Source organism: Baekduia soli (assembly GCF_007970665.1).
In the GTDB taxonomy this organism is placed as follows: domain Bacteria; phylum Actinomycetota; class Thermoleophilia; order Solirubrobacterales; family Solirubrobacteraceae; genus Baekduia; species Baekduia soli.
Genome location: NZ_CP042430.1, coordinates 2,689,956 through 2,714,501, shown reverse-complemented (window position 1 = coordinate 2,714,501; position 24,546 = coordinate 2,689,956). Strand labels below are relative to the sequence as shown.

The window sequence follows — 24,546 nt, the reverse complement described above, 5'->3', positions numbered from 1 at the left end:
ATGGGCGCAGCCGAACGGCCCCCGAACCTCATCCTGGTCGTCACCGACCAGCAGCGCGCGCCCCAGCACTGGCCGGCCGATCCCGGCTGGCTCGACGCGCTCATGCCCAACGACGCCGAGCTGCGCCGCACGGGCATGGCGTTCACGCACGCCTTCATCCCGACGGCCATGTGCTCGCCCAGCCGCGCGAGCATCCTCACGGGCACCTACCCCCGCGCCACGGCGTGACGCTCACGCTGACGCGCGGCGACCTGTTCCCCGACCCGGCCAACGTCCCCGACGTGCTGCGCGTCGCCGGCCGGCTGGCGGCCAGCGGCCAGGTGCCCCGCCGGCGCCTGGCCAGGGCGTTCGGCCGCGGCCTGCTGCGCCTCGGGCCGCGCAGCGGCGACGAGCCCGAGCTGCCGGCAGGCATCGCCACGCTCGCCACGCTGCTGCGTGAGCGCGGCTACCACGTGGCGCTCAAGGGCAAGTGGCACCTGACCAAGCCGCTGGACGGCGAGCGCTGGGGCCCCGGCGACCCGGCGCGCATCGAGCGCGACTTCGGCTTCGCCGACTGGGACCCGACCGACGCCGGCGGCGACGCCAAGGCCTCGTCGTTCGGCGGCGGCATCGCGGGGCTCAGCGGGCGCGGCTGGGACGAGGACTACACGCGCCAGATGGAGGGCTGGCTGGGCCGCGCCGACCTGCCCGAGCCGTTCTGCCTCGTGTGGTGCCTGGTCAACCCGCACGACGTCCTCGGCTACCCGTCGGCGATGCTCGACGGCGGCTACTCGCCGGCGGAGTTCGCCGACCTGCACGTGCCGCTTCCGGCGACGATCGACGAGGACCTGCGCGACAAGCCGACGGTGCACGCGATGACCAAGATCGGCCAGACCTCCTACCTGGGCGGTCTGCGCGGGCGCGCCGAGCAGCAGCGCTACGCCGACTTCTATGCGCATCTGCACCGCGTCGTCGACGAGAAGCTCGGCCGGCTCGTCACCCTGCTCGGCGACCCCGGCGACCCGGCGTCGCTGCGCTCGCGCACCGTCGTGGTGCGCACGTCGGACCACGGCGAGCTGGGGCTCTCGCACGGCGGGCTGCGCCAGAAGATGTTCAACGCCTACGAGGAGGCGATCCGCGTCCCCCTGGTCGTCTCGAGCCCGGTCCTGTTCCCGGAGCCGCGCACGAGCGACGCGCTCGTGTCGCTCGTCGACCTGGTCCCCACGCTGCTGGGCCTGAGCGGCGCGCCGGGCGATCCGGCCGCCTTCGACGGCATCGACCTCGGCCCGGTCCTTCGCGGCGAGCGCGACGGGGTGCGTGACGCCGTGCTGTTCACCTACGACGACCACCAGGCCGGCACGTTCATGCAGGAGGCGCCCGGGCAGCCCAACCGGATCCGCTGCGTGCGCGACCGCCGGTGGAAGTACGCGATCTACGTCGACCCGGCGGGGACCGCGCCGGCCGAGTACGAGCTCTACGACCTGCAGTCCGACCCCGACGAGGCGCTCAACCTGCTGGACAAGTGGACCGGGCGCGGGCGCAACGCCGCCGCGGGCCGCGAGGCCGTGCGGCTGCACGCCGAGCTCGAGCGCGCGTGCGCGGCCGCCGCCGTGCCCGGCCCCACCCCGGCCCCGGCCGCCGACTGATCCCTGGCGCGGGCTGCGCCGGACCGTGGTCATGAGCACCAGCGAGGGCATCCCCGTGCGCGCCGTGTGGAACGGCGCGACCCTGGCCGAGAGCGACCGCACGGTGGTCGTCGAGGGCAACCACTACTTCCCGGCCGACGCCGTCGACCCGGCCGTGCTGCGGGCCTCGGACCGCACGTCGGTCTGCCCGTGGAAGGGCACGGCCTCCTACCACGACGTCGTGGTCGGCGACGACGTCAACCCGGGGGCGGCCTGGTACTACCCCGAGCCCAGGGCCGCCGCGGGCGAGATCCGGGACCGCATCGCGTTCTGGAAGGGCGTCACCGTCGGGCCCGCCACCTGAGCCCGCGGGCCAGAGGTCGCGGATCGCGGGGCCGGCGCGGCCAGGTGCGTGGGCCGGGCCTCTCACGCGGGGCCCGACGCCGCGAGCGGCATCCGCGGCCGGGCCGTTGTGCTTTGATCGGCGCGATGGGCGACGTGCGCGCGACCCCGGCCGGGGACTTCGACTACGAGCGCGGCGGGGCCGGCTACGCGGTGCGACGGCAGGCCGATCCGCGGATCGCGGCCCGCGTGCACGCCGCCCTGGGCGACGCCCGCACCGTCGTCAACGTCGGCGCGGGCGCGGGGTCCTACGAGCCCGAGGACCGCCACGTGGTCGCCGTGGAGCCGGCGGCGGCCATGCGCGCCCAGCGCCCCGCGCACCTGGCGCCCGCGATCGACGCCACCGCCGAGCGCCTGCCGCTCGACGACGACAGCGTCGACGCCGCGATGGCCACGGTGACGATCCACCAGTGGGCCGACCTGGACCGCGGGCTGCGGGAGCTGCGGCGCGTCAGCCGCGGCCCGGCGGTCGTGCTGACCTTCGACGGCGAGGCACTGACGCGGTTCTGGCTGCAGGAGTACGTGCCCGAGCTCATCGCGACCGAGCGCACGCGCTTCCCGGCGATCGACCACGTGGCCGCCGTCCTGGGCGGCGAGGTGACGGTGAGCCCGGTCCCGGTCCCGATCGACTGCACCGACGGGTTCGGCGAGGCCTACTACGCCCGCCCCGAGGCGTTCCTGGACCCGGCGGTGCGCGCGGCGCAGTCGGGCTGGGTGCTCACGGATCCCGAGGCGGTGGCGCGCGGCGTCGCGCGGCTGGGCGACGCGCTGGCCCGGGGCGCCTGGGACGCCCGCCACGGCCACCTGCGCACGCAGCCCGAGCACGTGGGCGCGGTGCGGCTGATCGTGGCACGGTAGCGGCGGCCCGCGTGCGGCCCCGCCCGCTCAGGCCGCCGCGACCTTGACGGCCTCCCAACCCGCGCGCACCGCCTCGGCCTCGGCGCTCGTGGCGCCGTGGCGCTGGACGGCGTGGCGCACCGTGAGCGCCGCGAAGGCCGTGAACGTGGCGTTCGGCGACAGGCTCGCGTCGGTCAGCGCGGCGTACCAGATCGGGCCCGCCGCGTCCCAGGCGTGGCCGCCGAGCGTGGTCGCGGCGACGTAGAACGCGTGGTTGGGGATGCCCGAGTTCGTGTGCACGTCGCCGCCGGCGACGTAGCCGTCCATCGTCGCGGGCTGGTCGTCGTGGCGGTTGGCGGTCCCCGGCGCCCGCATGGACCGCAGCGCGGGCGCGAGCTCGGGCCCGACGATGTCGGCGCCGATGAGCCAGTCCGAGGCCGCGGTGTCCTGGCCGAGCAGGCGCTGCTTGACCTGGACCCCGAAGACGTCGGAGATCGACTCGTTCAGCGCGCCGGACTGCCCCGAGTACACCAGGTTGGCCTCGTGCTGCGTGATGCCGTGGGTCAGCTCGTGGCCGATGACGTCCACGCCCGCGGTCGTCTGCGTGAGCAGCCGCCCGTCGCCGTCGCCGAAGACCATGTGCCCGGCCCCGTCGTAGAACGCGTTGTCATAGGCCTCGCCGAAGTGGATGAGGCCCTGCAGCATCATGCCCTGGCCATCGATCGAGTCGCGGCCGAAGACGCTCCACCAGAAGTCGTAGGTCGCGCCCAGGCCGTCGTAGGCCTGGTTGGCGGCGGGGTCGGCGGGGGCGGGCTGTCCCTCGGCGCGCACGACGACCCCCGGCGTCTGGGTCTCGGCGTGCTGCTGGTCGTAGATCACGCGGTTGGGCCGCCCGCCGACCCGCGCGTGGGTGACGGGCTGCGCCGCGCGGCCGCCACGGCGGCCCGCCGCCTCGGCGCGCGCGAGGCGCAGGCGCCCGTCGAGCGCGAGGGTGTCCAGCGCGGCACGGCGCACCTCGGCGTCCCCGGTGCGGGCCAGGCGGTACAGCAGGCCGGGCGGCAGGATCCGGTGCGAGGGGCCGTGCCGGGTCATGGCGGGATGATCCCCGCGCGGCCCCGCGGCGCAACCGCTCAGTGTCTGCCCGCCGGGCGCGCGCGGGCGCGCAGCGCGGCGACCACCGGTCCCAGGGCGGCGGGCGCGTCGCGCTCGGCGAAGGCGAGGCGGTGCTCGGCGCCGCCGCGCCGCACGCGCAGCTCGTAGGTGAAGGCGTCGGGCACCGGCGGTGTGGCGGGCCGGCCGGCCAGCGCGGGCAGGTCGGCGATGTCCAGGGCGCCGAGCACGGCCGCGCGCTCGGTCTCGTCCAGGGTGCTCGTGTCCAGGTCGGCCTCCAGGGCCACGCCGGCCAGGCCGCCGCTGCGCCGCAGCCACAATCGTGCGTCGGCGCGGGCCACGGCGGACTCAGATGAAGATCGCGACGCGGCCGCCGTCGGCCGACCAGGCCGCGCCGGTCACGTAGGACGAGCGCTCCGAACACAGGAAGACGATGACGTCGGCGATCTCCCCCGGCTCCCCCAGCCGCTTGATCGGCACGCCCGCGCCGACACCGTCCAGCGCCTCCTGCAGCGTGACGCCCTGCAGCGCCGCGGTCTGCTCCCCCATGCCGCCCGGCGCGGTCCACAGCGGGGTGGCCACGGGGCCCGGCGTGACGGCGTTGACGAGCACGCCCAGCGGGGCGTAGGCGTCGGCGAAGACGCGCGAGAGCGAGAGCTGGGCGGCCTTGGCGACCGAGTAGGCGCCGTTGGTGTTCGACGGCCGCTTGCCCGACGAGGAGGCGACGTTGACGATGCGCCCCCAGCCGCGCTCGGCCATCCGTGGGGCGGCGGCGCGCATGAGGCGCATCGAGGCCATCACGTTGAGCTCGAGCTGGTCGCGCCAGTCGTCGTCGGTGAGGTCCTCCAGCGCCGTGACCCGCGAAGTCCCCGCGTTGTTGACCAGGACGTCGATGCCGCCCATCTGCTCGGCGCACGTGGCGATGATGCGCTCGTCGCAGTCGGGGTCGGTGACGTCGGCGGCGAGCCACTCGGCGCCGACCTCCTCGGCGGCCGCGGCCAGCGCGTCCTGCGTCCGGGCGACCATGAGCACGCGGGCGCCCTCGCCGACGAGCCGGCGGCTGACCTCCAGCCCGATGCCCTTGCTCGCGCCGGTGACGACGCAGATCCTGTCGCGCAGACCCAGCTCCATCGGCGCAACCTAGCCGACGGGCGGCGGCACGGCCGCATCGCGCAGCTCGCGGCGCAGGATCTTGCCCGTCGGCGTCTTGGGCAGCTCGGGCAGCACGTGCACGACCCGCGGGTACTTGTAGGCGGCCAGCCGCTCCTTGCAATGGGCCTTGAGCTCCTCCGGGGTGCATGTGGCGCCCGCCTTCAGGCTCACGTAGGCCCACACGGTCTCGCCGCGGTAGTCGTCGGGCACCCCGATGACCGCGGCCTCGTGGACCGCCGCGTGCTCGTAGAGCACGTCCTCGACCTCGCGCGGCCACACCTTGAACCCCGACGCCACGATCATGTCCTTGCGGCGGTCGACGAGGTAGAGCCAGCCGTCGGCGTCGACGACGCCGACGTCGCCGGTGTGCAGCTCGCCGCCGGGGATCGCGTGGGCGGTCTCCTCCGGGCGCTCCCAGTAGCCCGGCACGACCTGGGGGCCGCGGATGCAGACCTCGCCGACCTCGCCGTGGGGCAGCTCGGTCCCGTCGTCGCCGAGGATCCTCACGGACGTGTCGGGCACGGCGAGGCCGACCGACAGCGCGCCGGAGCCCGCGTCGACGGGCGCCTCCCGGTCGACGGGGCACAGGTGCGTCGGCCCGGTGGTCTCCGTCAGGCCGTACACCGGCTTGACGGCCATGCCGGTGGCCTGCGCGATGACGCGGACCGTGGCGGGCGGGATCGGTGCGCCGCCGCTGTAGGTGCGGCGCATCGCGCCGAGGTCGTGGCCGCGTGCCTGCTCGTCGTTGGCGATGGCCAGGTAGGCGGTGATCGCCGCGATCGTCACCGTCGTGCGGTGGTGCTCGGCCAGCCGGGCGGCCTCGGCCGCGTCGAAGCGGTGCGCGAGGACCATCGACGCCCCGGAGGCGACCGACAGCCCGATGTGCCCGACCAGCCCGGTCACGTGGTACAGCGGGGCGATGCCCAGGATGATGTCCTGCGGGCCGACGCCGAGCGCGTCGCGGTAGACCCGGGAGCCGAACGCGATGTTGCCGTGGGTGTTCATCGCGCCCTTGGGCGGCCCGGTGGTCCCCGAGGTGTAGGTGAGCACCGCCACGTCGCCGGGCCCGGGCGCCGGCCCGGGCACGGGCGCGCCGGCGTGCTCGCGCGCGAGCGCCAGCAGGTCGGTGGTGCCCTCGGGCACCGGAGCCTCCGCGCCGGCCAGCGCGCGCGCCGACGTCGTGATCACGCGGATGCCGTCGGCCTGCACCGCGGCGCGGGCGACGTCGCGGTACAGCTCGTCGAGCGTGACGAGCAGCGTGGCGCCGGCGTCGTGGAGGTGGTGGGCGAGCTCGCGCTCGCGCAGCATGGGGTTGCACGGCACCGCGACGGCGCCGATCCGCCACGCCGCGAGCATGGCGATGACGAACTGCGGGTCGTTCTGCAGGTAGAGCCCGACGCGGTCGCCGCGCCCGGCGCCCATCGCGGCCAGGCCGGCGGCCACGCCGTCGACCAGCTCGGCGACCTGCGCGGCGGGCAGCGGCGTCTCGAAGCTGTACAGCAGGGGTCGCTCGCCGAGCTCGCCCACCGTGCGGTCGAACATCTGCAGCGGGGTCTCGTCCCCCGGCAGCTCGCGCAGCTGCGCCCAGTCGGCGTCGGTCATGACATCACCCATCCACTCGCCACGTTGAGGTCGTCGCCGGTGACGGCACGCGCGCCGTCCCCGGCCAGGTAGAGCACGGCGTCGGCCACCTCGTCGGCGCTGGTCAGCCGCCGCAGCGGGGTGCCCTCGAGCATCCCGTCGCGGACCACCTCGGGCTCGACCCCCAGCGCCTGCGCCTGGGCCGCGATGACGCGGTCCAGCCGATCGCCGCTGATCGGCCCGGGCGAGACGAGGTTGACGCGCACGCCGTGCGGGCCCGCGTCCCAGGCCAGCGTGCGCACGAGGCCGATGAGCGCGGTCTTGCTGGCCGCGTAGGGCGTGCGGCCCAGCAGCGGCCGCTTGCCGGTGACCGAGCCGATGACGACCACGCTGCCCGCCCCGCGCTGCAGCATCGCCGGCAGCGCCGCGCGGCACAGGAGGTAGGTCCCCGTCACGTTGACCGCGAACGTCTCCTCCCACTGCTCGGGCGTGATCTCCCACAGCGGCGCGGTGGGCCCGGCGATGCCCGCGGCGCTGACGACGACCGCGACCGGGCCCAGCTCGGCCTCGGCGATCGCGGCCAGGTGGTCGACCTGCGCGGCGTCGGTGACGTCGGTCGGCACGGCGAGCGCGCGGCCGCCGGCCGCGGCGATCTCGGCGGCCGCCTCGTCCAGCGCGCCGGCCGAGCGCGCGGCCAGCGCGACGGCGTGGCCCTCGGCGGCCAGCCGGACCGCGATGCGTCGCCCGATGCCCTGGCCGGCGCCGGTGACGATGGCCGCGCCGCGCGCGCCCGCCACCGGCTCGCTCATGTGGCGAGCCGGAACCGGGCGACGGGGACCTCGCCCTCGTGGCCGACCTCGGCCTGCAGCGGGAGGTCGATGGCCAGCCCCTCGCCGCCGTCGATCCCGATGACCGTCGACAGCATCCGCGGGCCCTCCTCGAGGTCGACGAGGACCACGTTGTAGGGGACGCGGTCGGCGAAGGCCGGGTGGTAGGCGCGGTGGTAGACGACCCAGCTCACGACGGTGGCGCGGCCCGAGGCGGTCTCCCACGCCCATGTGTCGGCCAGGCAGCGCGGGCAGCGGTCGCGCGGGGGCAGCCAGGCGTTCTGGCAGGCCGAGCAGCGCTGGAACGTCAGCCGGCCGTCGGCGAGCGCCCCGCGGTGCGCGGCGAGCAGCTCGGACGGCTCGGGCAGGTCGATGGTGGTGTCGGGCGTCTCGCTCATCGAACGTGTCCTCCTCGCCGGTCGACCGGCGCGCCGGCTCCGTTCGACCTCATCGGCCCAGCACCAGCGTCGAGTGGGTGTGCATGATGCCTCCCTGGTTGGCCACCACGCAGATCCCGGCGTCGGGGACCTGCGTCGTCGACGTGCCGCGGATCTGCCGCACGCCCTCGATGACGAGCTGCATGCCCGGCATGCCGGTCTCCGACAGCAGCCCGCCGCTCGTGTTCAGCGGCAGCGCGCCGCCGACCTCCAGCGCCCCGTCCTCCACGAAGCTGCCGCCCTGGCCCTTCCTGCAGAACCCGTAGTCCTCCAGGGCCAGCAGGACGGTCGGGGTGAAGCAGTCGTAGATCTGCGCGACGTCGACGTCGGCGGGGCCGATGCCGGCCATCGCGAACGCGGTCCGGGCGGAGATCGCCGCCTGCGTCTCGGTCAGCGTGGGGCGCAGCGGGACCTCGTAGGAGGTCTGGCCCTGCCCGAAGCCGAGGATCGGCACGGGGTCGGGCACGCCGAGCTGCGCGGCGCGCTCGGCGCTCATGACCACGACGGCCGCGCCACCGTCGGAGATCAGGCAGCAGTCGTCGCGGCGCAGCGGCTCGACGACCCACGCCGCGTCCATGTACTCGTCCATGGTCAGCGGCTTGCGCAGGTGCGCGGCGGGGTTGGCCGCCCCGTGCTTGCGGCAGGCGACGGCGATCGCGCCGAGCTGCTCGTGAGTGGTCCCGTACTCGGCCATGTGGCGCTGGGCGATCATCGCGTAGCCGGCGGGCGTCCCGAACCAGCCGTAGACGGCATCGTCGCCCCATCCGCGCTCGTAGGCCTGCCGGGTCCCCGTGCGCGGGTTGTCGGCGGTCGTGACGAGCGCCACCTCGCACTGGCCGTGCTCGATGGCCATCGCGGCGAACGAGATCATGCTGATGTTCGTCGCACCGCCCTGGTCCCAGACGCCGCCGATGCGCGGCTGCAGCCCCAGGGCTTCGGCGACGGTCTGGCCGAACATCGTCTGGAATCCCGAGGTGGGGTACTTGACGAAGACGGCGTCGACGGCGTCCTTCTCGACCTGGGCGTCGGCCAGTGCGCCCGCGACCGCCTCGACGGTCATCGAGAGCGGCGTGCGCCCGGGCAGCTTCCCGTGGGCGGTGTGCCCGAATCCGGCGATGACGGCCTTGCCGCGCATCTAGATGACCTCCTGCTCGACGAGGGATGCGTACTCCGCGGGGTCCAGCCCGAGCCAGTCCAAGAGGACCGCCTCGTTGTGCTCGCCCAGCCCCGGCGCGAGGACCAGCGGCGTGCGCTCCTCGCCGTCGTAGCGCAGCGGGGTGTGCGGGACGGTGACCGTCCCGAGCTCGGGATGCTCGATCTCCTGGAGCATGCCGCGGGCGTGCAGGTGCTCGTCGGCGACGACCTCGCCGAGCTCGCGCACGGGCGCGCACGGGACGCGGTGCTCGCGCAGCAGCGCGCACAGCGGGTCGCGGTCGTGCCGGGACGTGAAGGCGCCGACCAGCTCGTCGACCTCGTCGATGCGCTCCACGCGCGCGCGGCGGGTCGCGTAGTCGGGATGGTCGGCGAGCTCGGGGCGGCCGAGCAGCCCGGCCAGCCCGCGCCAGTGCGCGTCGCTGACGCAGATGATCGCGACGTGCCCGTCGGCGGCCGGGTAGACGTTGTAGGGCGCCTCGGCCAGCCCGGCGTGCCGGTTGCCCGTGCGCATCGGCGACTCCCCCTGCCCCGCACCGAAGAAGAGCCCCAGGCTCGACATGAGCGACGGGTAGACCGACTCGAACATCGAGGCCTCGACCGTGCGCCCCTCCCCCGTGCGCTCGCGGTCGAACAGCGCGGTGACGATCGCGCCGTAGAGGTGGATGCCGCCGAAGAAGTCCGCGACCGCCGGGCCGGCCTTGACCGGCGGGCGGTCGGGGAAGCCCGTCACGCTCATGATCCCGGCCATGGCCTGGATCGTGAGGTCCATCGCGGCGAAGTCGCGGTAGGGCCCGGAGTGCCCGAAGCCCGAGCCCGAGCCGTAGATGATCCGCGGGTTGCGCGCGCGCACGACGTCGGGGCCGGCGCCGAGCTTCTCCATCACGCCGGGACGGAAGTTCTCGACGAGCACGTCGGCGCGGTCGGCGAGCTGCAGCAGCAGCTCGCGGCCGCGGTCGGTGCGCAGGTCGATCGTGATGCCCTGCTTGTTGGAGTTGAGCATCACGAACGGCGCGCCCGCCCCGGCGCCCTGGGTGCGGCCGCGCAGGTTCTCGCCGTGCTTGGGCTCGACCTTGATGACGTGGGCGCCGCCCAGTGCCAGCAGCAGCGTCGCGTAGGGCGCGTTGTAGATCTGGCCGAGGTCGAGGACGACGATGCCCTCCAGCGGGTGCCTTCCCTCGCCCACGCCTAGCGCCCCTTGAACTGCGGGGCGCGCTTCTCGGCGAAGGCCGCGGGGCCCTCCTTGGCGTCCTCGGTGACCATGAGCAGGCGGTTCATCGTCTGCTCGAGCCGCAGGCCCTCGTCGAGGCCCATGTCGCGCGAGCGCAGCGCCAGCTCCTTGGCCGCCTGGACGGCCAGCGGGGCGTTGACGACGATGCGCTGGGCGTACTCCATCGCGGCGTCGAGCAGGCCCTCCATCGGCACGACCTTGTTGACCAGGCCCCAACGCTCGGCGGTGGCCGCGTCGATGCGGTCGCCGGTGAGCAGCAGCTCCATGCCGACGGCGTGGGGCAGTTGGCCCATGACCCGCTGGGTGCCGCCGTTGCCGGCGATGACGCCGCGCTTGACCTCCGACAGCCCGAAGGAGGCGTGCTCGGCCGCGACGCGGATGTCGGTGGCCAGCAGCAGCGTCATCCCGCCGCCCAGGCAGTAGCCGTTGACGGCGGCGATGATGGGCTTGAAGACCTCCAGGCCACGGTTGAGCAGCTGGTCCTTCTGGGTCAGCCAGAACTCCGACAGATCGGACGGCGCCGTGAGGAAGCTCTTGATGTCGGCGCCCGTGCTGAACGCACGGTCGCCGGCACCCGTGATGACCGCGGCGCGGATCGCACCGTCGTCGCGCACCCGCTTCCACGCCTCCGACAGCGCCTGGTAGGCGTCGGCGTCCATCGCGTTCATCCGCTCGGGGCGGTTGATCGTGATGAGCGCGACGCCCTCGTCGACCTCGAACTCGACGCCCACCGTCTCAGTCCTTGGCCGCGGCGCCGAGGAGCTCGCGCGCGATGACCATGCGGTGGATCTCCGACGGGCCCTCGCCGATGCGCTTGATGCGCATCTCGCGGTACCAGCGCTCCAGCGGGAGCTCCTTGGCCACGCCCATGCCGCCGAGCACCTGCATCGCGCGGTCCACGACGCGCCCGGCCGTCTCGGTGGCGTAGACCTTGGCGATGGAGGCCTCCAGCTTGTAGTTCTTGCCCGCGTCGGCCTTCCAGGCCGCCTGGTAGGTCAGCAGCCGCGCGGCGCGCAGCTCGATGTCGGAGTCGGCCAGCATCCACTGGATGGCCTGGCGCTGGGCCAGGCGCTTGCCGAACGTCGAGCGCTCCTTGGAGTAGTCGATGGCCATCTGCAGCGCGGCCTGCGCGACGCCGATGGTCCCCGCCGCGTAGGGCACGCGCCCGTGGACGAGCCAGCTCTCGGCCAGCTCGAACCCGCGGCCCTCCTCGCCCAGCAGGTTCTCGACCGGCACCTTGACGTTGTCGAAGAACATCTCCACCGGCGACAGCGGCCGGATGACCGGGATCGTCTCGACCGTCACGCCCTCCCACTCCGGCTCGACCACGAAGCAGCTGATCCCCTTGCGCCCCGGGCCGCCGGTGCGGGCGAACACCACGCCCCAGCGCGACGCGTCGCCGCCGGTGATCCAGGTCTTCTGGCCGTTGAGGATGTAGTGGTCGCCGTCGCGCTTGGCCGTCGACTGGATCGAGCGGCCCGGATCGGCGCCGCCGTTGGGCTCGCTGATCGCGACGTAGGTCTTCTCGCCGAGCACGTCGGGGTTGGCGTAGCGGTCGATCTGGTCCTGGGTGCCCTTGAAGATCACGTTGGGCGGATCCCAGCCGAACGCCGCGCCCGCGGGCACGTAGGCGCCCATCCGGCACTTGGCGGCCTCCTCGGCCACCACGCACTGCGCCAGCAGGCTCAGGCCCGCGCCGCCGTGCTCCTCGGGCGTCTGCACGCACCACAGGCCCGCCGCCTTGGCGTCGGCCTGCACGCGCGCCAGCACGTCCGGGGGCAGCTTGTAGGCCTCGGTGTCGAGCTTGGCCTCCTCGGGCAGGATCTCCTTGCGCACGAAGTCGGCCACGGTCTGGCCGAGCAGCTGCAGCTCATGCGGCAGCTCCCACGTGCCCTCGGGGATCGCGCCGCGCGTCTGGGTGTCGCTCATGTCTGCTCCATGGTCGAGGTGTCCGCGGCGAGCGCCGGCTGACGGCGCAGCTCCGCGCGCCGCTCCGCGGTGCCCTGCGGATCGAGGTCGTACCGGGTCCGCCCGGCGATCTTGGTGGTCTTCGCCACGACGACGCCGTAGACGTCCTGCGCCGTCATGAGGGCGATGTAGCCCAGGTTGAGGTCGTTCTGGACCGCCTCGAGCTCGCGCTCGAGCGGGTCGCCGAAGCCGCCGCCGCCCGGCGAGGCGACGGTCACCGCGTCGCCGGCGGTCAGCTCCTGCTTGGCCAGCTTGGTGCGCATGGGCGGGCGCCACGTCTCCCCGCCCGTCGTCAGCTCCACGCTGTTGGGGGCGCCGTGCGTACCGCCGTGCAGCCCGAACGGCGCCTCGTCGGCGCGGTCGCCCAGGACGGAGACGACGCAGTCGGCCAGCGCCCGGATGCGGTAGGTCGTGCCGTCGCCGCCGCGGTGACGCCCGCCGCCGCCGGAGTCCTCGCGCAGGGCGAACCAGTCGAAGCGGACCGGGTAGCGGTGCTCGGAGGCCTCCAGGGCGACGAAGTTGGCCATGGACTGCGGCGTGTTGCCGTGCACCAGGCCGTCGCCCTCCGCGGTGGCGCCGTAGCCGCCGGGGTAGGGGAAGACGCCGACGTAGTACGTCCCGCGCTCGGGGTGCACGCCGCCCACGGTCACCACGCCGGTGGTGCCGAACGGCGCGGCGGGCACGAGGTCGGGGATCGCCGGCGCCAGGGCCCCGAACATCACGTCGAGCACGCGGCCGGCGACCTCGAGGTAGCCGCTGACCGGCGACGGGTACTCGGCCGAGGTCACCGTGCCGTCGGGCACGAGCACCCTCGCGGGCCGGAACGTCCCGCCGTTGATGGGCACGTCGGGGAAGATGTGCTTCAGCGCGACGTAGCACATGGAGATCGTCGAGTTGCGCGCGAGGTTCAGCGGCCCGCGCGCCGCCGGCGACGTGCCGGCGAAGTCGATCGTCATGTCGCTGCCGGCGATGACGATCTCGACCTGGATCCTCATCGGCTCGTCGACGATGCCATCGTTGTCGAGGCTGTCGACGTACGTGTAGGTGCCGTCGGGGATGTCGGAGATGTAGGAGCGCATCTGGCGCTCGGAGCGGTCGATGAGCTCGGTCAGGCAGTCGCGGACGACGTCGCGGCCATGGTGGTCGATGACGTGGCCGAGGCGGTCCTGGCCGGTGCGCACGGCGCTGGCCATCGCCGTGAGGTCCCCGAGGATCTCGCGCGGGAGGCGCAGGTTGGCGAGGATCATCGACACGAGCGCGTCGTTGCGGCGGCCCTCGTCGTAGAGCCGCACGGCCGGGATGAACACGCCCTCCTGGTGGATGTCCTGGGCCTCGGGGTTCCAGCCGCCGGGCGCCGAGCCGCCGATGTCCATCCAGTGGCCCGTGCTGGCGATCAGCGCGAACAGCTCGTCGCCGACGAAGACGGGCGTGACCAGGTTGACGTCGTTGAGGTGCGTGCCGCCGCGGTAGACGTCGTTGAGGATCCACACGTCGCCGGGGCGGAAGCCGCCCGTGGCCCGGGCCTCGGCGATCGTCGACTGCACCGCGAACTGCATGTTGGCCAGGAAGACCGGCAGGCCGAGCCGCCCCTGGGCGATCGTCTCGCCCGTGTGGGGGTCGTAGATGCCGTGCGCGCAGTCGTTGGTCTCGGAGATGATCGGCGACATCGCCGAGCGGATGAGCAGCAGGTCCATCTCGTCGCAGATCTGCTCGAGGCTGCTGCGGACGACCGACAGCGTGATCGGGTCGATGCTCATCGCGTCACCACCAGGTTGGAGGCGGCGTCGACGCGGACGGTCATGCCCGGTTCGATCACCGCGGTCGTGTCGGCCTGCTCGACGATGAGCGGGCCCTGCAGCTCGGCGCCCGGCGCGAGGTCGGCCCGGGCGTAGATCGGCGTCTCGTGCCAGTCGTCGAAGCGCACGCGCCGGTGCTCGCGGGGCTGCGGCGTGGTCGAGCTCGATGCGCCGGCGGGCGTGCGCAGCGGCGCGCGGCGCCCGACGACCGCGGTGCGGGCGTTGACCACGACGACCGACAGCGCGCCGAGCTCGGTGCCGTACTCGGCCTGGTACTGGGCCACGAACGCGGCGCGCAGCTGCTCGGCGTCCCAGCCGGCCTGGACCGGCACGCGCAGCCGGTGGACCTGGCCCTGGTAGGCCATGTCGGCGAAGTGACGGATCTCGACCTCCTCGAAGTCGACGTCGTCGCGGCGCAGCTGGTCCTCGCCGTGGGCGCGCTGGGCGCGCAGGACGGCTGCGAGCTCCTCGGTGTCCAGCCGGTCGGGGCCGGGTGTGCCGTCGGCGGGCAGCACGCGCTCGATCGTCTCGGAGAGGTCGTGGCGCATGTCGGCCACCGTGCAGCCCATGGCGCACAGCACGCCGGGGAAGGCCGGCAGCAGCATCGTGCCGATCTCCATCTCGCGCAGCAGCGCGGCGCCGTGCAGCGGCCCCGCCCCGCCGAAGGCCACGAGCGCGAACTCCCGCGGGTCGTGGCCCTGCTCGACGGTCATGAGCCGGATCTCGCCGGCCATGCGGGTGTTGACGACGGTGAGCACCGCGTCGGCGGCCTCCTCGGCGTCCATCCCGAACTCGGCGCCGAGCATGGCCAGCGCGCGCCGGGCGCCCTCCAGATCCAGGCGTCCGCGGCCGTCGGCACCGATCGGCGCCTCGGCGTTGATGCGGCCGAGCACGACGTTGGCGTCGCTGACCGTCGGCTCGGTCCCGCCGCGGCCGAACGCGACCGGGCCGGGAACCGACCCGGCGCTGCGCGGGCCGACCTGCAGGATGCCGCCGCGGTCGATCCAGGCGATCGAGCCGCCGCCGGCGCCGATCGTGCGGACGTCGAGCATCGGCACCCGCACGGGCAGCCGGAAGTCCAGCAGCGTCGTCTCGGCCTCAGACGGCCGGCCGTCGAGGCTGATGGACACGTCGAAGCTCGTGCCGCCCATGTCGCCGGTGATCACGCGGTCGAAGCCGGCGTCGGCTGCGACGCTGACCGCCGCGATGACGCCGGCGGCGGGGCCCGAGCGGATCATGTGGCTCGCGCGCTCGCCGGCCCGCGCGGCCGGGATGAGCCCGCCGTTGGACTGCATGATGAGCGCGTCGCGCGTGAAGCCCCAGTCCGCCAGGCGCGTGACGAGGTGGTCGGCGTAGCGGGAGACGAGCGGCTCGAGGTAGCCCTGCACGACCGCGGTGCTCGTGCGCTCGAACTCGTAGTACTCGCGCAGCACCGAGGACGAGGTCACGACGTGCCAGTCGGGCTGGACCTCGAGCAGGATCTCGCGGGCGCGGTCCTCGTGGGCGGCGTTGCGGTAGGAGTGGATGAACGCGACGACGACGGTCTCCAGGCCCTCGTCGCGCAGCTCCAGCGCCAGCGCGCGGACCTGGTCCTCGTCCAGCGGGGTCAGGACGCGCCCCTCGTGGTCCAGGCGCTCGTCGACCTCCCAGCGCATGTCGCGGGCGATGAGTGGGACGTGCTTGCCGGTCAGGCCGTAGATGTGCGGGCGGTCGCGGCGGCCGAGCTCGAGCACGTCGCGGAAGCCGCGCGTGGTGATGAGCGCGCAGGCGGCGCCGCGGCGCTCGATGAGCGCGTTGGTGGCGATGGTCGTGCCGTGCAGGAACTGCGTGAGCTCCGCGCCGGAGGCCCCGGCCTCGGTCAGGGCGTTCATGACGCCGATCGACGGGTCCTCCGGCGTGGAGGGGACCTTCAGGATGCGGGGCGTGCCCTCCTCGTCGACCTGGAACAGGTCGGTGAAGGTGCCTCCGACGTCGATGCCGACGAGCGTGCTCACTGGCGTTCCTCCCTCTCGTGCTCGAGCCCGAGCTCCTCGGGCACGGGGTACTTCAGTACCTGCTCGCGATAGGCGCCCACGTGGTGGGCCATCGCCGCTCGGGCGGCGCCGCCGTCGCCGTCGCGGATCGCGCGCGCGACCCGATCGTGGGCGCGCAGCGCACCGGCGCGGACCTCGTCGGAGTTGAAGTCGGCGATGTCGGTGGCCGCGCGGACGGCGTCCGACAGGGCGCGCATGAACGAGGCCAGCAGCTCGTTGTGGCTGATGCGCGCGACCGTCACGTGCCACGCGGCGTTGGCGGTCAGGAAGGCCGGGACCTCGGCGGCGACCGCGCGCACGGCCTCCGTCGCGGCGTCCAGCGCGCGCAGGTCGTCGTCGGTGCGGTGGCGCGCGGCGAGCTCGGCGCAGGCCGGCTCGATCTGCTCGCGGGCCTCGAGCAGCTCGCGGAAGCGCACGCCGCGGCCACGGATGAAGATGTCGACCGAGCGCGTCAGCGACTGGGGGTCGGGGCGGTCGACGACGGTCCCGCCGCCGCGCCCGGGCCGCGTGACGACGAGCCCCTCGATCTCCAGGATGCGCAGGGCCTCGCGCACGACGGTGCGGCTGAGCCCGGCAGCCTCGGCCAGCGCGCGCTCGTTGGGCAGCGCGACCCCGGGCTCGAGGTCGCCGTCCAGGATGCGGCCGCGCAGCTCGGCGGCGAACACGTCGGAGGCCTTCGGGACGCGTACGCGCTGCACCTCGACGTGGGGGACCCGACCCATGGCAACGACGGTACAAAGATTGGACCAAACGTGTCAAGATCGGCTCCTGACCACTCGCGGAACCGCCAGCGAGGGTCCGGGGCAGGTCGTGCCCGCGTCGGGGACGTGCCGGCGACCGCGGGGCTCTGGGTCGGTGCGAGCGTCCAGATGACACCCGATCCGACCCACGCCCAGACGCCGGGCGTCTCATCCGTCGTCGGGCCGATCAGACGCCCCGGGCCCTACCCCGCGCCTGCTCCTCGAAGAGCCGGGTGATCTCGTCGGCGGGCAGGGGAGCGACGAGCGCGGCGCGGACGCTGTCCTCGTCGGGCCAGCCGGCCTCGAGCATCCGCGCGCCGGCGCCGGCGGCGTCGTAGGCCGTGCGGCGCAGATGCGGCGTGCCGTCGGCGATCCACAGCCAGCGGGCCGCGCCGTCGCCCTCGTAGGGCAGGCCGACGCTGCCCGCGTTGACGAAGCGCACGGCGCCGACACGGCGGTCATCCTGGCGGTGGGTGTGCCCCGCCACGACCAGGGCCTCCTCCGTGACGCCCTCCAGCGCCTGCGCCCAGCGCGCCGGCGGCGACAGCGGGGTCAGCAGCTCGTCGTCGCGCCGCGGGCTGGCGTGGCAGAAGCGCACGCCGTCGAGCACGGCGGTGAGCGGCAGGGCCCCGAGCGCACGGGCGCGCTCGTCGCCGACCGCGGCGGCCGACAGCGCGGCGGTGACCGCGACGGCGTCGCCGGGATCCGGGGCCGGGGCGCCGACCGCGGCGCCGACCTCGCGCTCGCCGTTGCCGCGTACCCAGTGCACGGGCGGCCCGAGCGCGTCGAGCCGCTCGAGCGCCTGCGCGGCGAACGGGCCGGGGACGGCGTCGCCGCCGACGACGACGGCGTCGGGGCCCGCGGTCCGGGGATCGGCGAGCACCGCCGTCAGCGCGTCGACGTTGCCATGGATGTCGTACAGCGCGAGGATGTCCACCCGCACGAGAATAACGCAACCGTATGGTTGCGCAAAGGCGGTGCCCTCCCCCGATCGCGAGGCTGCCATGTGGCTGGACCAACTGAACTTCACCGGGCGGCGCGCCGTCGTCACGGGCGGGGCCTCGGGCATGGGCGCGGCCGCCGTGGCGACGCTGCGCGAGCTCGGCGCCGATGTGGAGGTCGTCGACGTCCGCGACGACGTGCCCGGCGGCGTGCGGGCCCACATCGCCGACCTGCGCGACCCAGCCTCGATCGACGCCGCCGTCGCGCGGATCGGCGACGGCGTCGACGTCCTGGTCAACGCGGCCGGGATGCCCCAGACCGCCGGCTACCGCGACGTGCTGGCCTGCAACCTCGCGGGGCTGCGCCACCTCACCGAGTCCCTCGTCCCGGGCATGCCGCGCGGCGCGGCGATCGTGAACATCAGCTCCATCGCCGGGCTGCCCTGGTCCAAGCACGCCGAGACGCTCGGCGAGCTGCTCGACACGCCGACGATGGACGACGCCCTGGACTGGATCGACGGCCACCCGGACCTCGGCGACCCCTACGTCTGGTCCAAGATGGCGCTCAACCTGTACACCCTGCGCCGCGCGCCCCAGCTCGTCGAGCCGGGGATCCGCATGAACGCCGTCTGCCCCGGCAATACGACGACGCCGATGTCCGAGGCGTTCATCGCCCACAGCGGCGCCGAGGTCATCGAGCGCATCTCCAGCGTCGCGGGCGTCCCGGCCACGCCCCAGCAGCAGGCCGACGCGATCGTCTTCCTGGCCAGCGACCTGGCCTCCTACGTGACCGGCGCGCTGCTCAACGTCGACGGCGGCTTCGCCGCGGCGGCCCAGACGCGGCAGCTCGCCCGGCCCGGCGCGGGCCGCTGACCGCCCCGCCCGCGCCGGCGCCGATGGAGCTGGCGATCATCTCCGACACCCACCTGCCGCGTGGTGCGCGCGTGCTGCCCGAGGCCTGCGTGGCGCGGCTGCGGGCCGCCGACCTCATCCTGCACGCCGGCGACCTCATGCGCGCCGAGGTGCTCGACGCGCTCGAGGCGCTGGGGCCGCCCGTGGCCGCCGTACACGGCAACGTCGACGACGCCGGCGTCCTGGCCCGGCTGCCGGAGCGCCGCGTCGTGGCGGCCGGCGGTGCCCGCATCGGGATGGTCCACGACGCGGGCCCGGCGGCCGGGCGCCTGGAGCGACTGCGCCGCGCGTTCGGCGACTGCGACGCCGTGGTCTTCGGCCACAGCCACATCCCGCTGCACGAGACCTCCGCCGACGGCGCGTTCCAGATCTTCAACCCCGGCAGCCCGACCGACCGCCGCCGCCAGCCGCAGCACACGATGGGCACCGCGACGGTCGACGGCGGGCCGCCGGCCTTCACGCTGATCGCGCTGGGCTGAGCGCCGGTGCCGTCACCGGACGGCGATCGCGTTGGCCGGCGTCCCGGAGGCGCCGGGCAGGTGCATCGGCGCGCTGGTCAGGAACATCTCGTAGCGGCCGTCCGCCGCGCACGCCTGTGCCAGGCCGGCCAGCGCCCAGAGCTCGCCGAGCGGCATCCCGAGCCGGCCGATGAGCGCCTCGTGCAGGCTGAGGTCGGCGCCGTCGCCCGGGGCGGCGGCCTCCAGCGCCGGGTTGTCGGCCGCGACCGCCGCGATGCCGTGGTCCCACAGGAAGCGCGGGATCGTGTCGCCGTACAGGCCCGGGCTGCCGGGCCGCCCGGCGGCGGCCAGCGCCGCGCGCGCGTCGTCGCCGAGCGCGGCGTAGGCCTCCACCCAGCCCGTGCGCACGAGCAGGACGTCGCCCTCGCGCAGCTCCACGCCCTGGGCGGCGGCGACGCGCTCCAGCAGCGGGGCGTCGATGACGAAGCGGTCGAACGGGTCGGGCGCCGCGCCCTCGCGGGCCAGGGCGCCCGCGACGTCGAGCAGGACCGCCCGCGCGGCGATCCCCCGCCGCGCCCAGTGCTCCATCCCCAGCGGGCCGGGCCCCGGCGTGGTGACCTCCTCGAGCGTCGCGCCGTTGTAGAAGCCGTGGCCGGCCGCCGCGAAGTGGCGCAGCCCGTCCCACTGCGAAGAGCCCTGCGGGTAGAACCCGTCGAGCCGGTCGTCGACGACGTTGCCGTCGAACTTGGAGAACAACGTGTGGCTCGGCGGGTGGCGGCCGAAGAAGCCCGGCGCCGGCAGCGTGAGGTCCCAGTTGAGCGGGTGCACGTCGCCGTCGCGGACCAGGGCGGCGGCCGCGCGCGCGTGCCGGGGCTCGATGAAGTTCAGCGTGCCGACCTGGTCGTCGTCGCCGAAGACGCCCCACGACGATCGCGCGGGCGCGCCGGGCCGGACGGGCAGCTCGTCGAACCGCGGCCGGCTCACGGCTCCCCGGCGTCGGGGAAGCGCCGGCGCAGGCGCTCCTCGTCGGCGCGCAGCGCGGTGAGCCCGACGAGGTCGGCCAGCTCGTCGCGCGTGACCATGCGATCCAGCCAACCCGCCTGGGTGCGCTCGCGCACGAGCGACGCCATGAACTCGCGGGCGGCGTGGTGGGCGACCCGCATCGCCGACAGCGCGTAGATCCCCAGGTTCCAGCCGTAGCCCTCGAGCTCGTCGAGCGACGTCGCCGGCGTGCGCCCCCACTCCGGCAGGTCGATGACGAGCGGGACGTCGAGCTCGGCGCGCACGCGCACGAACTCCTCGGGGCTGAGCAGCGCCTCGGGGAACAGCGCGTCGGCGCCGCCCTCCACGTAGGCCCGGCAGCGCTTCACGACGCCGTCGACGCCCTCGGTCTGGCGCGCGTCGGTGCGGACGACCAGGACGAAGCCCGGGTCGGTCTGGGCCTCCTTGGCCGCGGCGATCTTGCGCTGCATCTCGGCCACGCCGATGAGCGCGGTGCCCTCCGTCTGGCCGCAGCGCTTGGGGAAGAGCTGGTCCTCGAGGTGCACGCCCGCGGCGCCGATGGCCTCGTACTCCGCGATCGTGCGGCGGACGTTGGTCTCGTTGCCGAAGCCCGTGTCGATGTCGCACAGCGTCGGCAGCGGCGTCGCGGCGACGATATGCCGCGCGTGCTCGAGCATCTCGGTGAACGAGATGAGCCCGACGTCGGCCATCCCGCCCACGACGGCCGCCGACCCCGAGCCGCTGACGTAGACGACCGGCGCGCCGGCCTCGTGGGCCAGCATGGCGACGACGGGGTCGTGCGCGCCGATGGCCATCGCGCAGCGCGGGCCGGCCAGCGCGGCGCGCAGCAGCGCGCCGCTCATGCCGCCGCCCCCGTCCGGGCCGGCCGGCGCACGAAGCGCCCCCAGCCCTCCGGCCCCGTGAGCTCGCCGTCGCGCATGACCACGCGCCCGCGGCTGACGGTCGCCACCGGCCACCCGCGCAGCTCGCGGCCCTCGTAGATCGAGAAGTCCGAGGTCGAGCCCAGGTCGGCGGCGTCGACGGTGCGCACCGCGTCGAGGTCGACGACGACGAGGTCGGCGTCGCGGCCGGGACGCAGCTCGCCCTTGGCCCGCAGGCCGAAGATGCGCGCGGGCGCGGTGCTGGTGACCGACGCGATGCGGCTGAGCGGCAGCCCGCGCCGGTGCACGCCCTCCGACAGCAGGACGGGCAGGATCGTCGCGATGCCGGGGAACGCGAGCTGGGCGTCCCACACGCTGCCCTTCTTGCGCGCGCGGGTCGCCGCGACGTGGTCGGAGCCGATCGTGTCCAGCGCGCCGGAGGCCAGCGCGTCCCAGAGCGCGTCGGCGTCGGCCTGCTCGCGGATCGGCGGGATGACCTTGGCCAGCGTGCCCGCGGGCGTGTCGGCCGTCTCGGTGAGGTAGTGCGGCTCGGTCTCCAGGTGCAGCCGCGCACCCCCCGCCTTCAGCGCGGCCAGGTGACCGAGGCTGTGGCGCGAGGTCACGTGCACGACGTAGAGCTCGCAGCCGGCCTCGGCGGCCAGGAAGGCCGCCCGGCGCACCGCCTCGGCCTCGACGATCGCCGGGCGGCTGCGCTCGAACGCGCGCAGCCCGTCCTCGCCGGCGGCGCGCACGGCGTCCAGCGCGCGCTGGGCGAGGTCCTGGTTCTCGCAGTGCACGAGCGCCACGCCGCCGGCGGCCGCGACCGCCCGGAACGCGTCGTGCAGCTGCCCGTCGTCGACGCCCTGGATGCCGATGCGCCGGCCCTCCTCGCCCTTGTAGGCCATGAACAGCTTGAACGACGAGACCTCCAGCGCCTCGGCGTAGTGCCCGATCGCGGCGATCTGCGCGTCGGTCATCACCGCGACGTGGAAGCAGAAGTCCACGTGCGCGCGGCGCTCGGCCCCGGCGACCTCGGCCGCGAACGCGTCGTCGGGGTAGCCCTCGAGGTCGCGGTGCATCTTGATGATCGTCGTCACGCCGCCCAGCGCGGCCGAGCCGGTCTCCGTCGCGTAGTGGGCGTAGTCGTCGGCCGGGTAGAGCTGGACGTGCGGATCGATGAGCCCGGGCAGGACGGGCCGGCCGCCGGCGTCCAGGACCTCGCCGTCGAAGGACCCCGGCGGGGGGTCGCCGGCGAAGACCGTCGTGATGACCCCGTCGCGGCAGGTCAGCCCGCCGTGGACCTCCTCGCCCTCGGCGAACACGAGCCGGGCGTTGACCAGCAGCAGATCTCCCCCGCTCATCGGCCGATCCTACCGCCTCACCGCTGCTGCTCGGGGGGCCGGACGAGGACCTCGTCGACGGCGACGCGACGCGGCCCGGGCCGGTGACGACGAACGCGATCGCCTCGGCGACGTCCTGGGCCTCCGGCCGCTCAGGGTGGGGTTCGTGCCGAGGCTGGTGCGGGCCCGCGGTGGGCATGCCCCAGGCCATGACGACCGCGCGATCGGTGCCCGTGACCCGCGACGAGGAGCTGGAGGGCGACGAGGCCATCGAGACCCTGCGGCGGGTCGGGCGCCGCCGGCTGGTGCTCGACGCGATCGCCCGTTTCCGCGCGGCGGACGGCTTCAGCCACGCCCGCGCGCTGGCCTTCCAGACCACGCTGACGATCCTGCCGGCCCTCATCGCGCTCATCGGCGCGGCGGCGGCGCTGGACCAGAAGGGCGTCAGCCGCGTGGTGTCGGGCACGATCGCCGACGTGGCGCCGGGCGCGGTCGGGGACCTGCTCACGCAGGCGCTGCACCAGGGCGAGGAGGGCGCGCGCCGGGACTCCGGCGAGACCGCGGTGCTGGCCGGGTTCGTCGCCGCGGTCGTCGCGGGGACGACGGCGATGGCCCAGGTCGAGCGGGCCGCCAACCGCATCTACGGCACCGAGCGCGACCGGCCGTTCGCGCGCAAGTACCTCAACGCGCTGGCGCTGGCGCTGACGGCCGGGGCGGCCCCGGCCGTTCGCGCGCAAGTACCTCAACGCGCTGGCGCTGGCGCTGACGGCCGGGGCGGCCGCGATGACGTCGGTCGTGCTGCTCGTCGGCGGCGCGGCGGTCCGCGACGGCGCCGGCTGGGGCGGTGGCGCCGACGTGGCGTGGGCGATCCTGCGCTGGCCGGCCGGGCTCGCCCTCGTGGTGGTCGCGGTCGCGCTGCTGTTCGAGCGCGCGCCGCGCCGGCGTCAGCCCGAGCCGTCGTGGCTGGCCGTCGGCGGCGCCGTCGCGGTCGTCCTGTGGCTGGCGTTCATGGGGGTGCTGAAGGCCTACGTCGAGCTGACGGGCTCGTTCGGCGCGACCTACGGACCGCTGGCGGGGACGATCGGCGTGCTGCTGTGGACGTTCGCGACGTCGGTCGCGCTGCTGCTCGGTCTCGCGCTCGCCGCCCAGCTCGAGGCGGTGCGTGCGGGCGACCCCGGGCCGCGCGTGGCCCGCGAGGAGAACCGCTGAGGGCCGGGTCAGTGGACCTCCTGGCCGCCCGTGACGTTGACGGCCTCGCCCGTGATGGCATCGGCGGCGTCGGAGCAGAGGAACGCGACGGTGGCGGCGATCTCCTCGGCGCGCACGAAGCGCCCGAGCGGGATGTGGCGGGTCAGCCGCGCCCGGTACTCCTCGCCGCTGAGACCGGCCTGGGCGCTGAACGTCGGCACGATGCCGCCCGGCAGCTCCAGCAGCGGCGTGTCGACGGTGCCCGGGCACACGGCGTTGACCGTGATCCCGTGGCGGCCCAGCTCGCCCGACAGCGCCTGGGTGATGCCGATGATCGCGAACTTCGCCGCGCAGTAGGCCGACAGCAGCGGCATGCCGGTCTTGCCGGCCTGGGAGGACATGTTCACGATCCGCCCCCACCCCGTGCCCGCGTCGATCATGCGCCGGGCCGCGGCGCGCGAGCCGTAGAAGGTGCCTGTCGCCATGACCGACAGGTTGAGGTCCCACTCCTCGTCGGTGACGTCGACGAGCGGCCGCACGCCCGCGTTGAGCCCGGCGTTGTTGATCCAGCCGTCCAGGCGCCCGAAGCGCTCGAGCGCATGGTCGGCCAGGGCCTCGACCTGTGCCGGGTCGGCGACGTCGGCGACGTGGCCGGAGGCCTCGGTGATCGCGCCGACGTGCTGCACGGCGGCGCGCAGGTCGGGCGCGCCCTCGGGCGCGGTGCCGGCGTGCTGGGCGCTCGGGTGGTCGGAGAGCACGACCCGCCAGCCCGCGCGGGCCAGCGCCTCGGCGCTGGCCCGCCCGATGCCGCCGGCGCGCGCCGCGCCGGTGACGACGACGACCCGTCCCGAGGACGCCTGTGCCTGCCCGCCGTTGCCCACGCCCCGCTCCTCGTCCGGTCCCATGTGCCCAGGCCGGGCGGCCCCGCCGCCCGGCGCGGCGGAGTCTAGGTCG

25 protein-coding genes and 1 pseudogene are annotated in these 24,546 nt (G+C 74.7%); 8 read left to right on the top strand and 18 right to left on the bottom strand.

Annotation, left to right across the window (positions count from 1 at the left end):
• The 4 genes from FSW04_RS12875 to FSW04_RS12860 all read left to right on the top strand — a co-directional run bounded on the left by FSW04_RS12875 (position 1) and on the right by FSW04_RS12860 (position 2,864).
• Positions 1-228, top strand: coding sequence for a sulfatase-like hydrolase/transferase (locus FSW04_RS12875; protein ID WP_146919832.1), 228 nt, complete (start codon positions 1-3; stop codon positions 226-228).
• The gene (locus tag FSW04_RS12870; RefSeq protein ID WP_187368738.1) at positions 225-1,625 is read left to right on the top strand and encodes a sulfatase-like hydrolase/transferase; all 1,401 of its coding nucleotides are present in this window, start codon (positions 225-227) and stop codon (positions 1,623-1,625) included. Before FSW04_RS12875 ends, FSW04_RS12870 begins: the two co-directional genes overlap by 4 nt.
• 31 nt (positions 1,626-1,656) lie before the next feature.
• A complete protein-coding gene (locus FSW04_RS12865) occupies positions 1,657-1,968 on the top strand; it encodes a DUF427 domain-containing protein (protein ID WP_228430450.1) in 312 nt (103 codons plus the stop codon).
• A 125-nt stretch (positions 1,969-2,093) separates the two neighbouring features.
• The gene (locus FSW04_RS12860; RefSeq protein ID WP_146919828.1) at positions 2,094-2,864 is read left to right on the top strand and encodes a class I SAM-dependent methyltransferase; all 771 of its coding nucleotides are present in this window, start codon (positions 2,094-2,096) and stop codon (positions 2,862-2,864) included.
• A gap of 27 nt (positions 2,865-2,891) precedes the next feature.
• Here the strand turns inward: FSW04_RS12860 and FSW04_RS12855 are convergent, their stop codons facing one another.
• The 14 genes from FSW04_RS12855 to FSW04_RS12790 form a co-directional block, all read right to left on the bottom strand.
• Entirely contained in the window at positions 2,892-3,935 is a 1,044-nt protein-coding gene (locus FSW04_RS12855) for a M4 family metallopeptidase (RefSeq protein ID WP_146919826.1), read from the bottom strand.
• A gap of 38 nt (positions 3,936-3,973) precedes the next feature.
• Positions 3,974-4,294, bottom strand: a complete 321-nt coding sequence (locus FSW04_RS12850; RefSeq protein WP_146919824.1) for a protealysin inhibitor emfourin — start codon at positions 4,292-4,294, stop codon at positions 3,974-3,976.
• A 7-nt stretch (positions 4,295-4,301) separates the two neighbouring features.
• Complete coding sequence (locus FSW04_RS12845; RefSeq protein ID WP_146919822.1) at positions 4,302-5,084, bottom strand: SDR family NAD(P)-dependent oxidoreductase; 783 nt, start codon at positions 5,082-5,084, stop codon at positions 4,302-4,304.
• 9 nt (positions 5,085-5,093) lie between these two features.
• A complete protein-coding gene (locus tag FSW04_RS12840; RefSeq protein ID WP_187368737.1) occupies positions 5,094-6,707 on the bottom strand; it encodes a class I adenylate-forming enzyme family protein in 1,614 nt (537 codons plus the stop codon).
• On the bottom strand, positions 6,704-7,495 hold the full coding sequence (locus tag FSW04_RS12835) for an SDR family NAD(P)-dependent oxidoreductase (RefSeq protein WP_146919818.1): 792 nt from the start codon (positions 7,493-7,495) through the stop codon (positions 6,704-6,706). Before FSW04_RS12835 ends, FSW04_RS12840 begins: the two co-directional genes overlap by 4 nt.
• Positions 7,492-7,911, bottom strand: a complete 420-nt coding sequence (locus FSW04_RS12830) for a Zn-ribbon domain-containing OB-fold protein (RefSeq protein ID WP_146919816.1) — start codon at positions 7,909-7,911, stop codon at positions 7,492-7,494. The genes FSW04_RS12835 and FSW04_RS12830 overlap by 4 nt, the downstream gene beginning before the upstream one ends.
• A 49-nt stretch (positions 7,912-7,960) precedes the next feature.
• Positions 7,961-9,085 (bottom strand): thiolase family protein, encoded by a 1,125-nt coding sequence (locus FSW04_RS12825; RefSeq protein WP_146919814.1) that lies wholly within the window; start codon positions 9,083-9,085, stop codon positions 7,961-7,963.
• Complete coding sequence (locus tag FSW04_RS12820) at positions 9,086-10,288, bottom strand: CaiB/BaiF CoA transferase family protein (protein ID WP_187368736.1); 1,203 nt, start codon at positions 10,286-10,288, stop codon at positions 9,086-9,088.
• 2 nt (positions 10,289-10,290) lie between these two features.
• Positions 10,291-11,064: an enoyl-CoA hydratase/isomerase family protein gene (locus FSW04_RS12815; protein WP_146919812.1), complete on the bottom strand. Its 774-nt coding sequence runs from the start codon at positions 11,062-11,064 to the stop codon at positions 10,291-10,293.
• A gap of 4 nt (positions 11,065-11,068) precedes the next feature.
• The gene (locus FSW04_RS12810; protein ID WP_187368735.1) at positions 11,069-12,262 is read right to left on the bottom strand and encodes an acyl-CoA dehydrogenase family protein; all 1,194 of its coding nucleotides are present in this window, start codon (positions 12,260-12,262) and stop codon (positions 11,069-11,071) included.
• Positions 12,259-14,058, bottom strand: coding sequence for a hydantoinase B/oxoprolinase family protein (locus FSW04_RS12805; RefSeq protein WP_146919810.1), 1,800 nt, complete (start codon positions 14,056-14,058; stop codon positions 12,259-12,261). Before FSW04_RS12805 ends, FSW04_RS12810 begins: the two co-directional genes overlap by 4 nt.
• Positions 14,055-16,091 (bottom strand): hydantoinase/oxoprolinase family protein, encoded by a 2,037-nt coding sequence (locus FSW04_RS12800; protein ID WP_146919808.1) that lies wholly within the window; start codon positions 16,089-16,091, stop codon positions 14,055-14,057. Before FSW04_RS12800 ends, FSW04_RS12805 begins: the two co-directional genes overlap by 4 nt.
• Positions 16,088-16,852 (bottom strand): FadR/GntR family transcriptional regulator, encoded by a 765-nt coding sequence (locus FSW04_RS12795; protein WP_146919806.1) that lies wholly within the window; start codon positions 16,850-16,852, stop codon positions 16,088-16,090. Before FSW04_RS12795 ends, FSW04_RS12800 begins: the two co-directional genes overlap by 4 nt.
• Before the next feature lie 205 nt (positions 16,853-17,057).
• Entirely contained in the window at positions 17,058-17,813 is a 756-nt protein-coding gene (locus FSW04_RS12790) for a metallophosphoesterase family protein (RefSeq protein ID WP_187368734.1), read from the bottom strand.
• A 34-nt stretch (positions 17,814-17,847) separates the two neighbouring features.
• Between FSW04_RS12790 and FSW04_RS12785 the strand changes: the two genes are divergently transcribed.
• Positions 17,848-18,684 (top strand): coniferyl-alcohol dehydrogenase, encoded by an 837-nt coding sequence (locus FSW04_RS12785; RefSeq protein ID WP_187368733.1) that lies wholly within the window; start codon positions 17,848-17,850, stop codon positions 18,682-18,684.
• 23 nt (positions 18,685-18,707) lie between these two features.
• Positions 18,708-19,202 (top strand): metallophosphoesterase family protein, encoded by a 495-nt coding sequence (locus FSW04_RS12780; protein WP_146919800.1) that lies wholly within the window; start codon positions 18,708-18,710, stop codon positions 19,200-19,202.
• 12 nt (positions 19,203-19,214) lie between these two features.
• Here FSW04_RS12780 and FSW04_RS12775 read toward each other — a convergent pair whose 3' ends face one another.
• The 3 genes from FSW04_RS12775 to FSW04_RS12765 are packed head-to-tail and all read right to left on the bottom strand — an operon-like array spanning position 19,215 to position 22,425.
• Positions 19,215-20,165 (bottom strand): cyclase family protein, encoded by a 951-nt coding sequence (locus tag FSW04_RS12775; RefSeq protein ID WP_187368732.1) that lies wholly within the window; start codon positions 20,163-20,165, stop codon positions 19,215-19,217.
• Positions 20,162-21,046 (bottom strand): isocitrate lyase/PEP mutase family protein, encoded by an 885-nt coding sequence (locus FSW04_RS12770; RefSeq protein ID WP_146919795.1) that lies wholly within the window; start codon positions 21,044-21,046, stop codon positions 20,162-20,164. The genes FSW04_RS12775 and FSW04_RS12770 overlap by 4 nt, the downstream gene beginning before the upstream one ends.
• Entirely contained in the window at positions 21,043-22,425 is a 1,383-nt protein-coding gene (locus FSW04_RS12765; RefSeq protein ID WP_146919793.1) for a dihydroorotase, read from the bottom strand. Before FSW04_RS12765 ends, FSW04_RS12770 begins: the two co-directional genes overlap by 4 nt.
• Before the next feature lie 176 nt (positions 22,426-22,601).
• Between FSW04_RS12765 and FSW04_RS28490 the strand changes: the two are divergent.
• Positions 22,602-23,063 (top strand): annotated as a pseudogene (locus FSW04_RS28490) (YhjD/YihY/BrkB family envelope integrity protein); the annotation flags it as partial.
• A 124-nt stretch (positions 23,064-23,187) separates the two neighbouring features.
• Positions 23,188-23,613 carry a YhjD/YihY/BrkB family envelope integrity protein gene (locus FSW04_RS27855; protein WP_407652934.1) on the top strand — a complete coding sequence of 142 codons (426 nt, stop codon included), beginning with the start codon at positions 23,188-23,190 and terminating at the stop codon, positions 23,611-23,613.
• A gap of 8 nt (positions 23,614-23,621) precedes the next feature.
• Here the strand turns inward: FSW04_RS27855 and FSW04_RS12755 are convergent, their stop codons facing one another.
• On the bottom strand, positions 23,622-24,497 hold the full coding sequence (locus tag FSW04_RS12755) for an SDR family NAD(P)-dependent oxidoreductase (RefSeq protein WP_146919791.1): 876 nt from the start codon (positions 24,495-24,497) through the stop codon (positions 23,622-23,624).
• Between the last annotated feature and the right edge of the window lie 49 nt (positions 24,498-24,546).

Excerpts from the sequence above, each read along its gene's own strand:
- FSW04_RS12825 (WP_146919814.1), bottom strand. The coding sequence starts at position 9,085 with ATGCGCGGCAAGGCCGTCATCGCCGGATTCGGGCACACCGCCCACGGG.
- FSW04_RS12875 (WP_146919832.1), top strand. The coding sequence starts at position 1 with ATGGGCGCAGCCGAACGGCCCCCGAACCTCATCCTGGTCGTCACCGAC.
- FSW04_RS12830 (WP_146919816.1), bottom strand. The coding sequence starts at position 7,911 with ATGAGCGAGACGCCCGACACCACCATCGACCTGCCCGAGCCGTCCGAG.
- FSW04_RS12755 (WP_146919791.1), bottom strand. The coding sequence starts at position 24,497 with ATGGGACCGGACGAGGAGCGGGGCGTGGGCAACGGCGGGCAGGCACAG.
- FSW04_RS12840 (WP_187368737.1), bottom strand. The coding sequence starts at position 6,707 with ATGACCGACGCCGACTGGGCGCAGCTGCGCGAGCTGCCGGGGGACGAG.
- FSW04_RS27855 (WP_407652934.1), top strand. The coding sequence starts at position 23,188 with ATGACGTCGGTCGTGCTGCTCGTCGGCGGCGCGGCGGTCCGCGACGGC.
- FSW04_RS12845 (WP_146919822.1), bottom strand. The coding sequence starts at position 5,084 with ATGGAGCTGGGTCTGCGCGACAGGATCTGCGTCGTCACCGGCGCGAGC.
- FSW04_RS12810 (WP_187368735.1), bottom strand. The coding sequence starts at position 12,262 with ATGAGCGACACCCAGACGCGCGGCGCGATCCCCGAGGGCACGTGGGAG.
- FSW04_RS12765 (WP_146919793.1), bottom strand. The coding sequence starts at position 22,425 with ATGAGCGGGGGAGATCTGCTGCTGGTCAACGCCCGGCTCGTGTTCGCC.
- FSW04_RS12805 (WP_146919810.1), bottom strand. The coding sequence starts at position 14,058 with ATGAGCATCGACCCGATCACGCTGTCGGTCGTCCGCAGCAGCCTCGAG.
- FSW04_RS12770 (WP_146919795.1), bottom strand. The coding sequence starts at position 21,046 with ATGAGCGGCGCGCTGCTGCGCGCCGCGCTGGCCGGCCCGCGCTGCGCG.
- FSW04_RS12855 (WP_146919826.1), bottom strand. The coding sequence starts at position 3,935 with ATGACCCGGCACGGCCCCTCGCACCGGATCCTGCCGCCCGGCCTGCTG.
- FSW04_RS12795 (WP_146919806.1), bottom strand. The coding sequence starts at position 16,852 with ATGGGTCGGGTCCCCCACGTCGAGGTGCAGCGCGTACGCGTCCCGAAG.
- FSW04_RS12780 (WP_146919800.1), top strand. The coding sequence starts at position 18,708 with ATGGAGCTGGCGATCATCTCCGACACCCACCTGCCGCGTGGTGCGCGC.
- FSW04_RS12835 (WP_146919818.1), bottom strand. The coding sequence starts at position 7,495 with ATGAGCGAGCCGGTGGCGGGCGCGCGCGGCGCGGCCATCGTCACCGGC.
- FSW04_RS12860 (WP_146919828.1), top strand. The coding sequence starts at position 2,094 with ATGGGCGACGTGCGCGCGACCCCGGCCGGGGACTTCGACTACGAGCGC.
- FSW04_RS12865 (WP_228430450.1), top strand. The coding sequence starts at position 1,657 with ATGAGCACCAGCGAGGGCATCCCCGTGCGCGCCGTGTGGAACGGCGCG.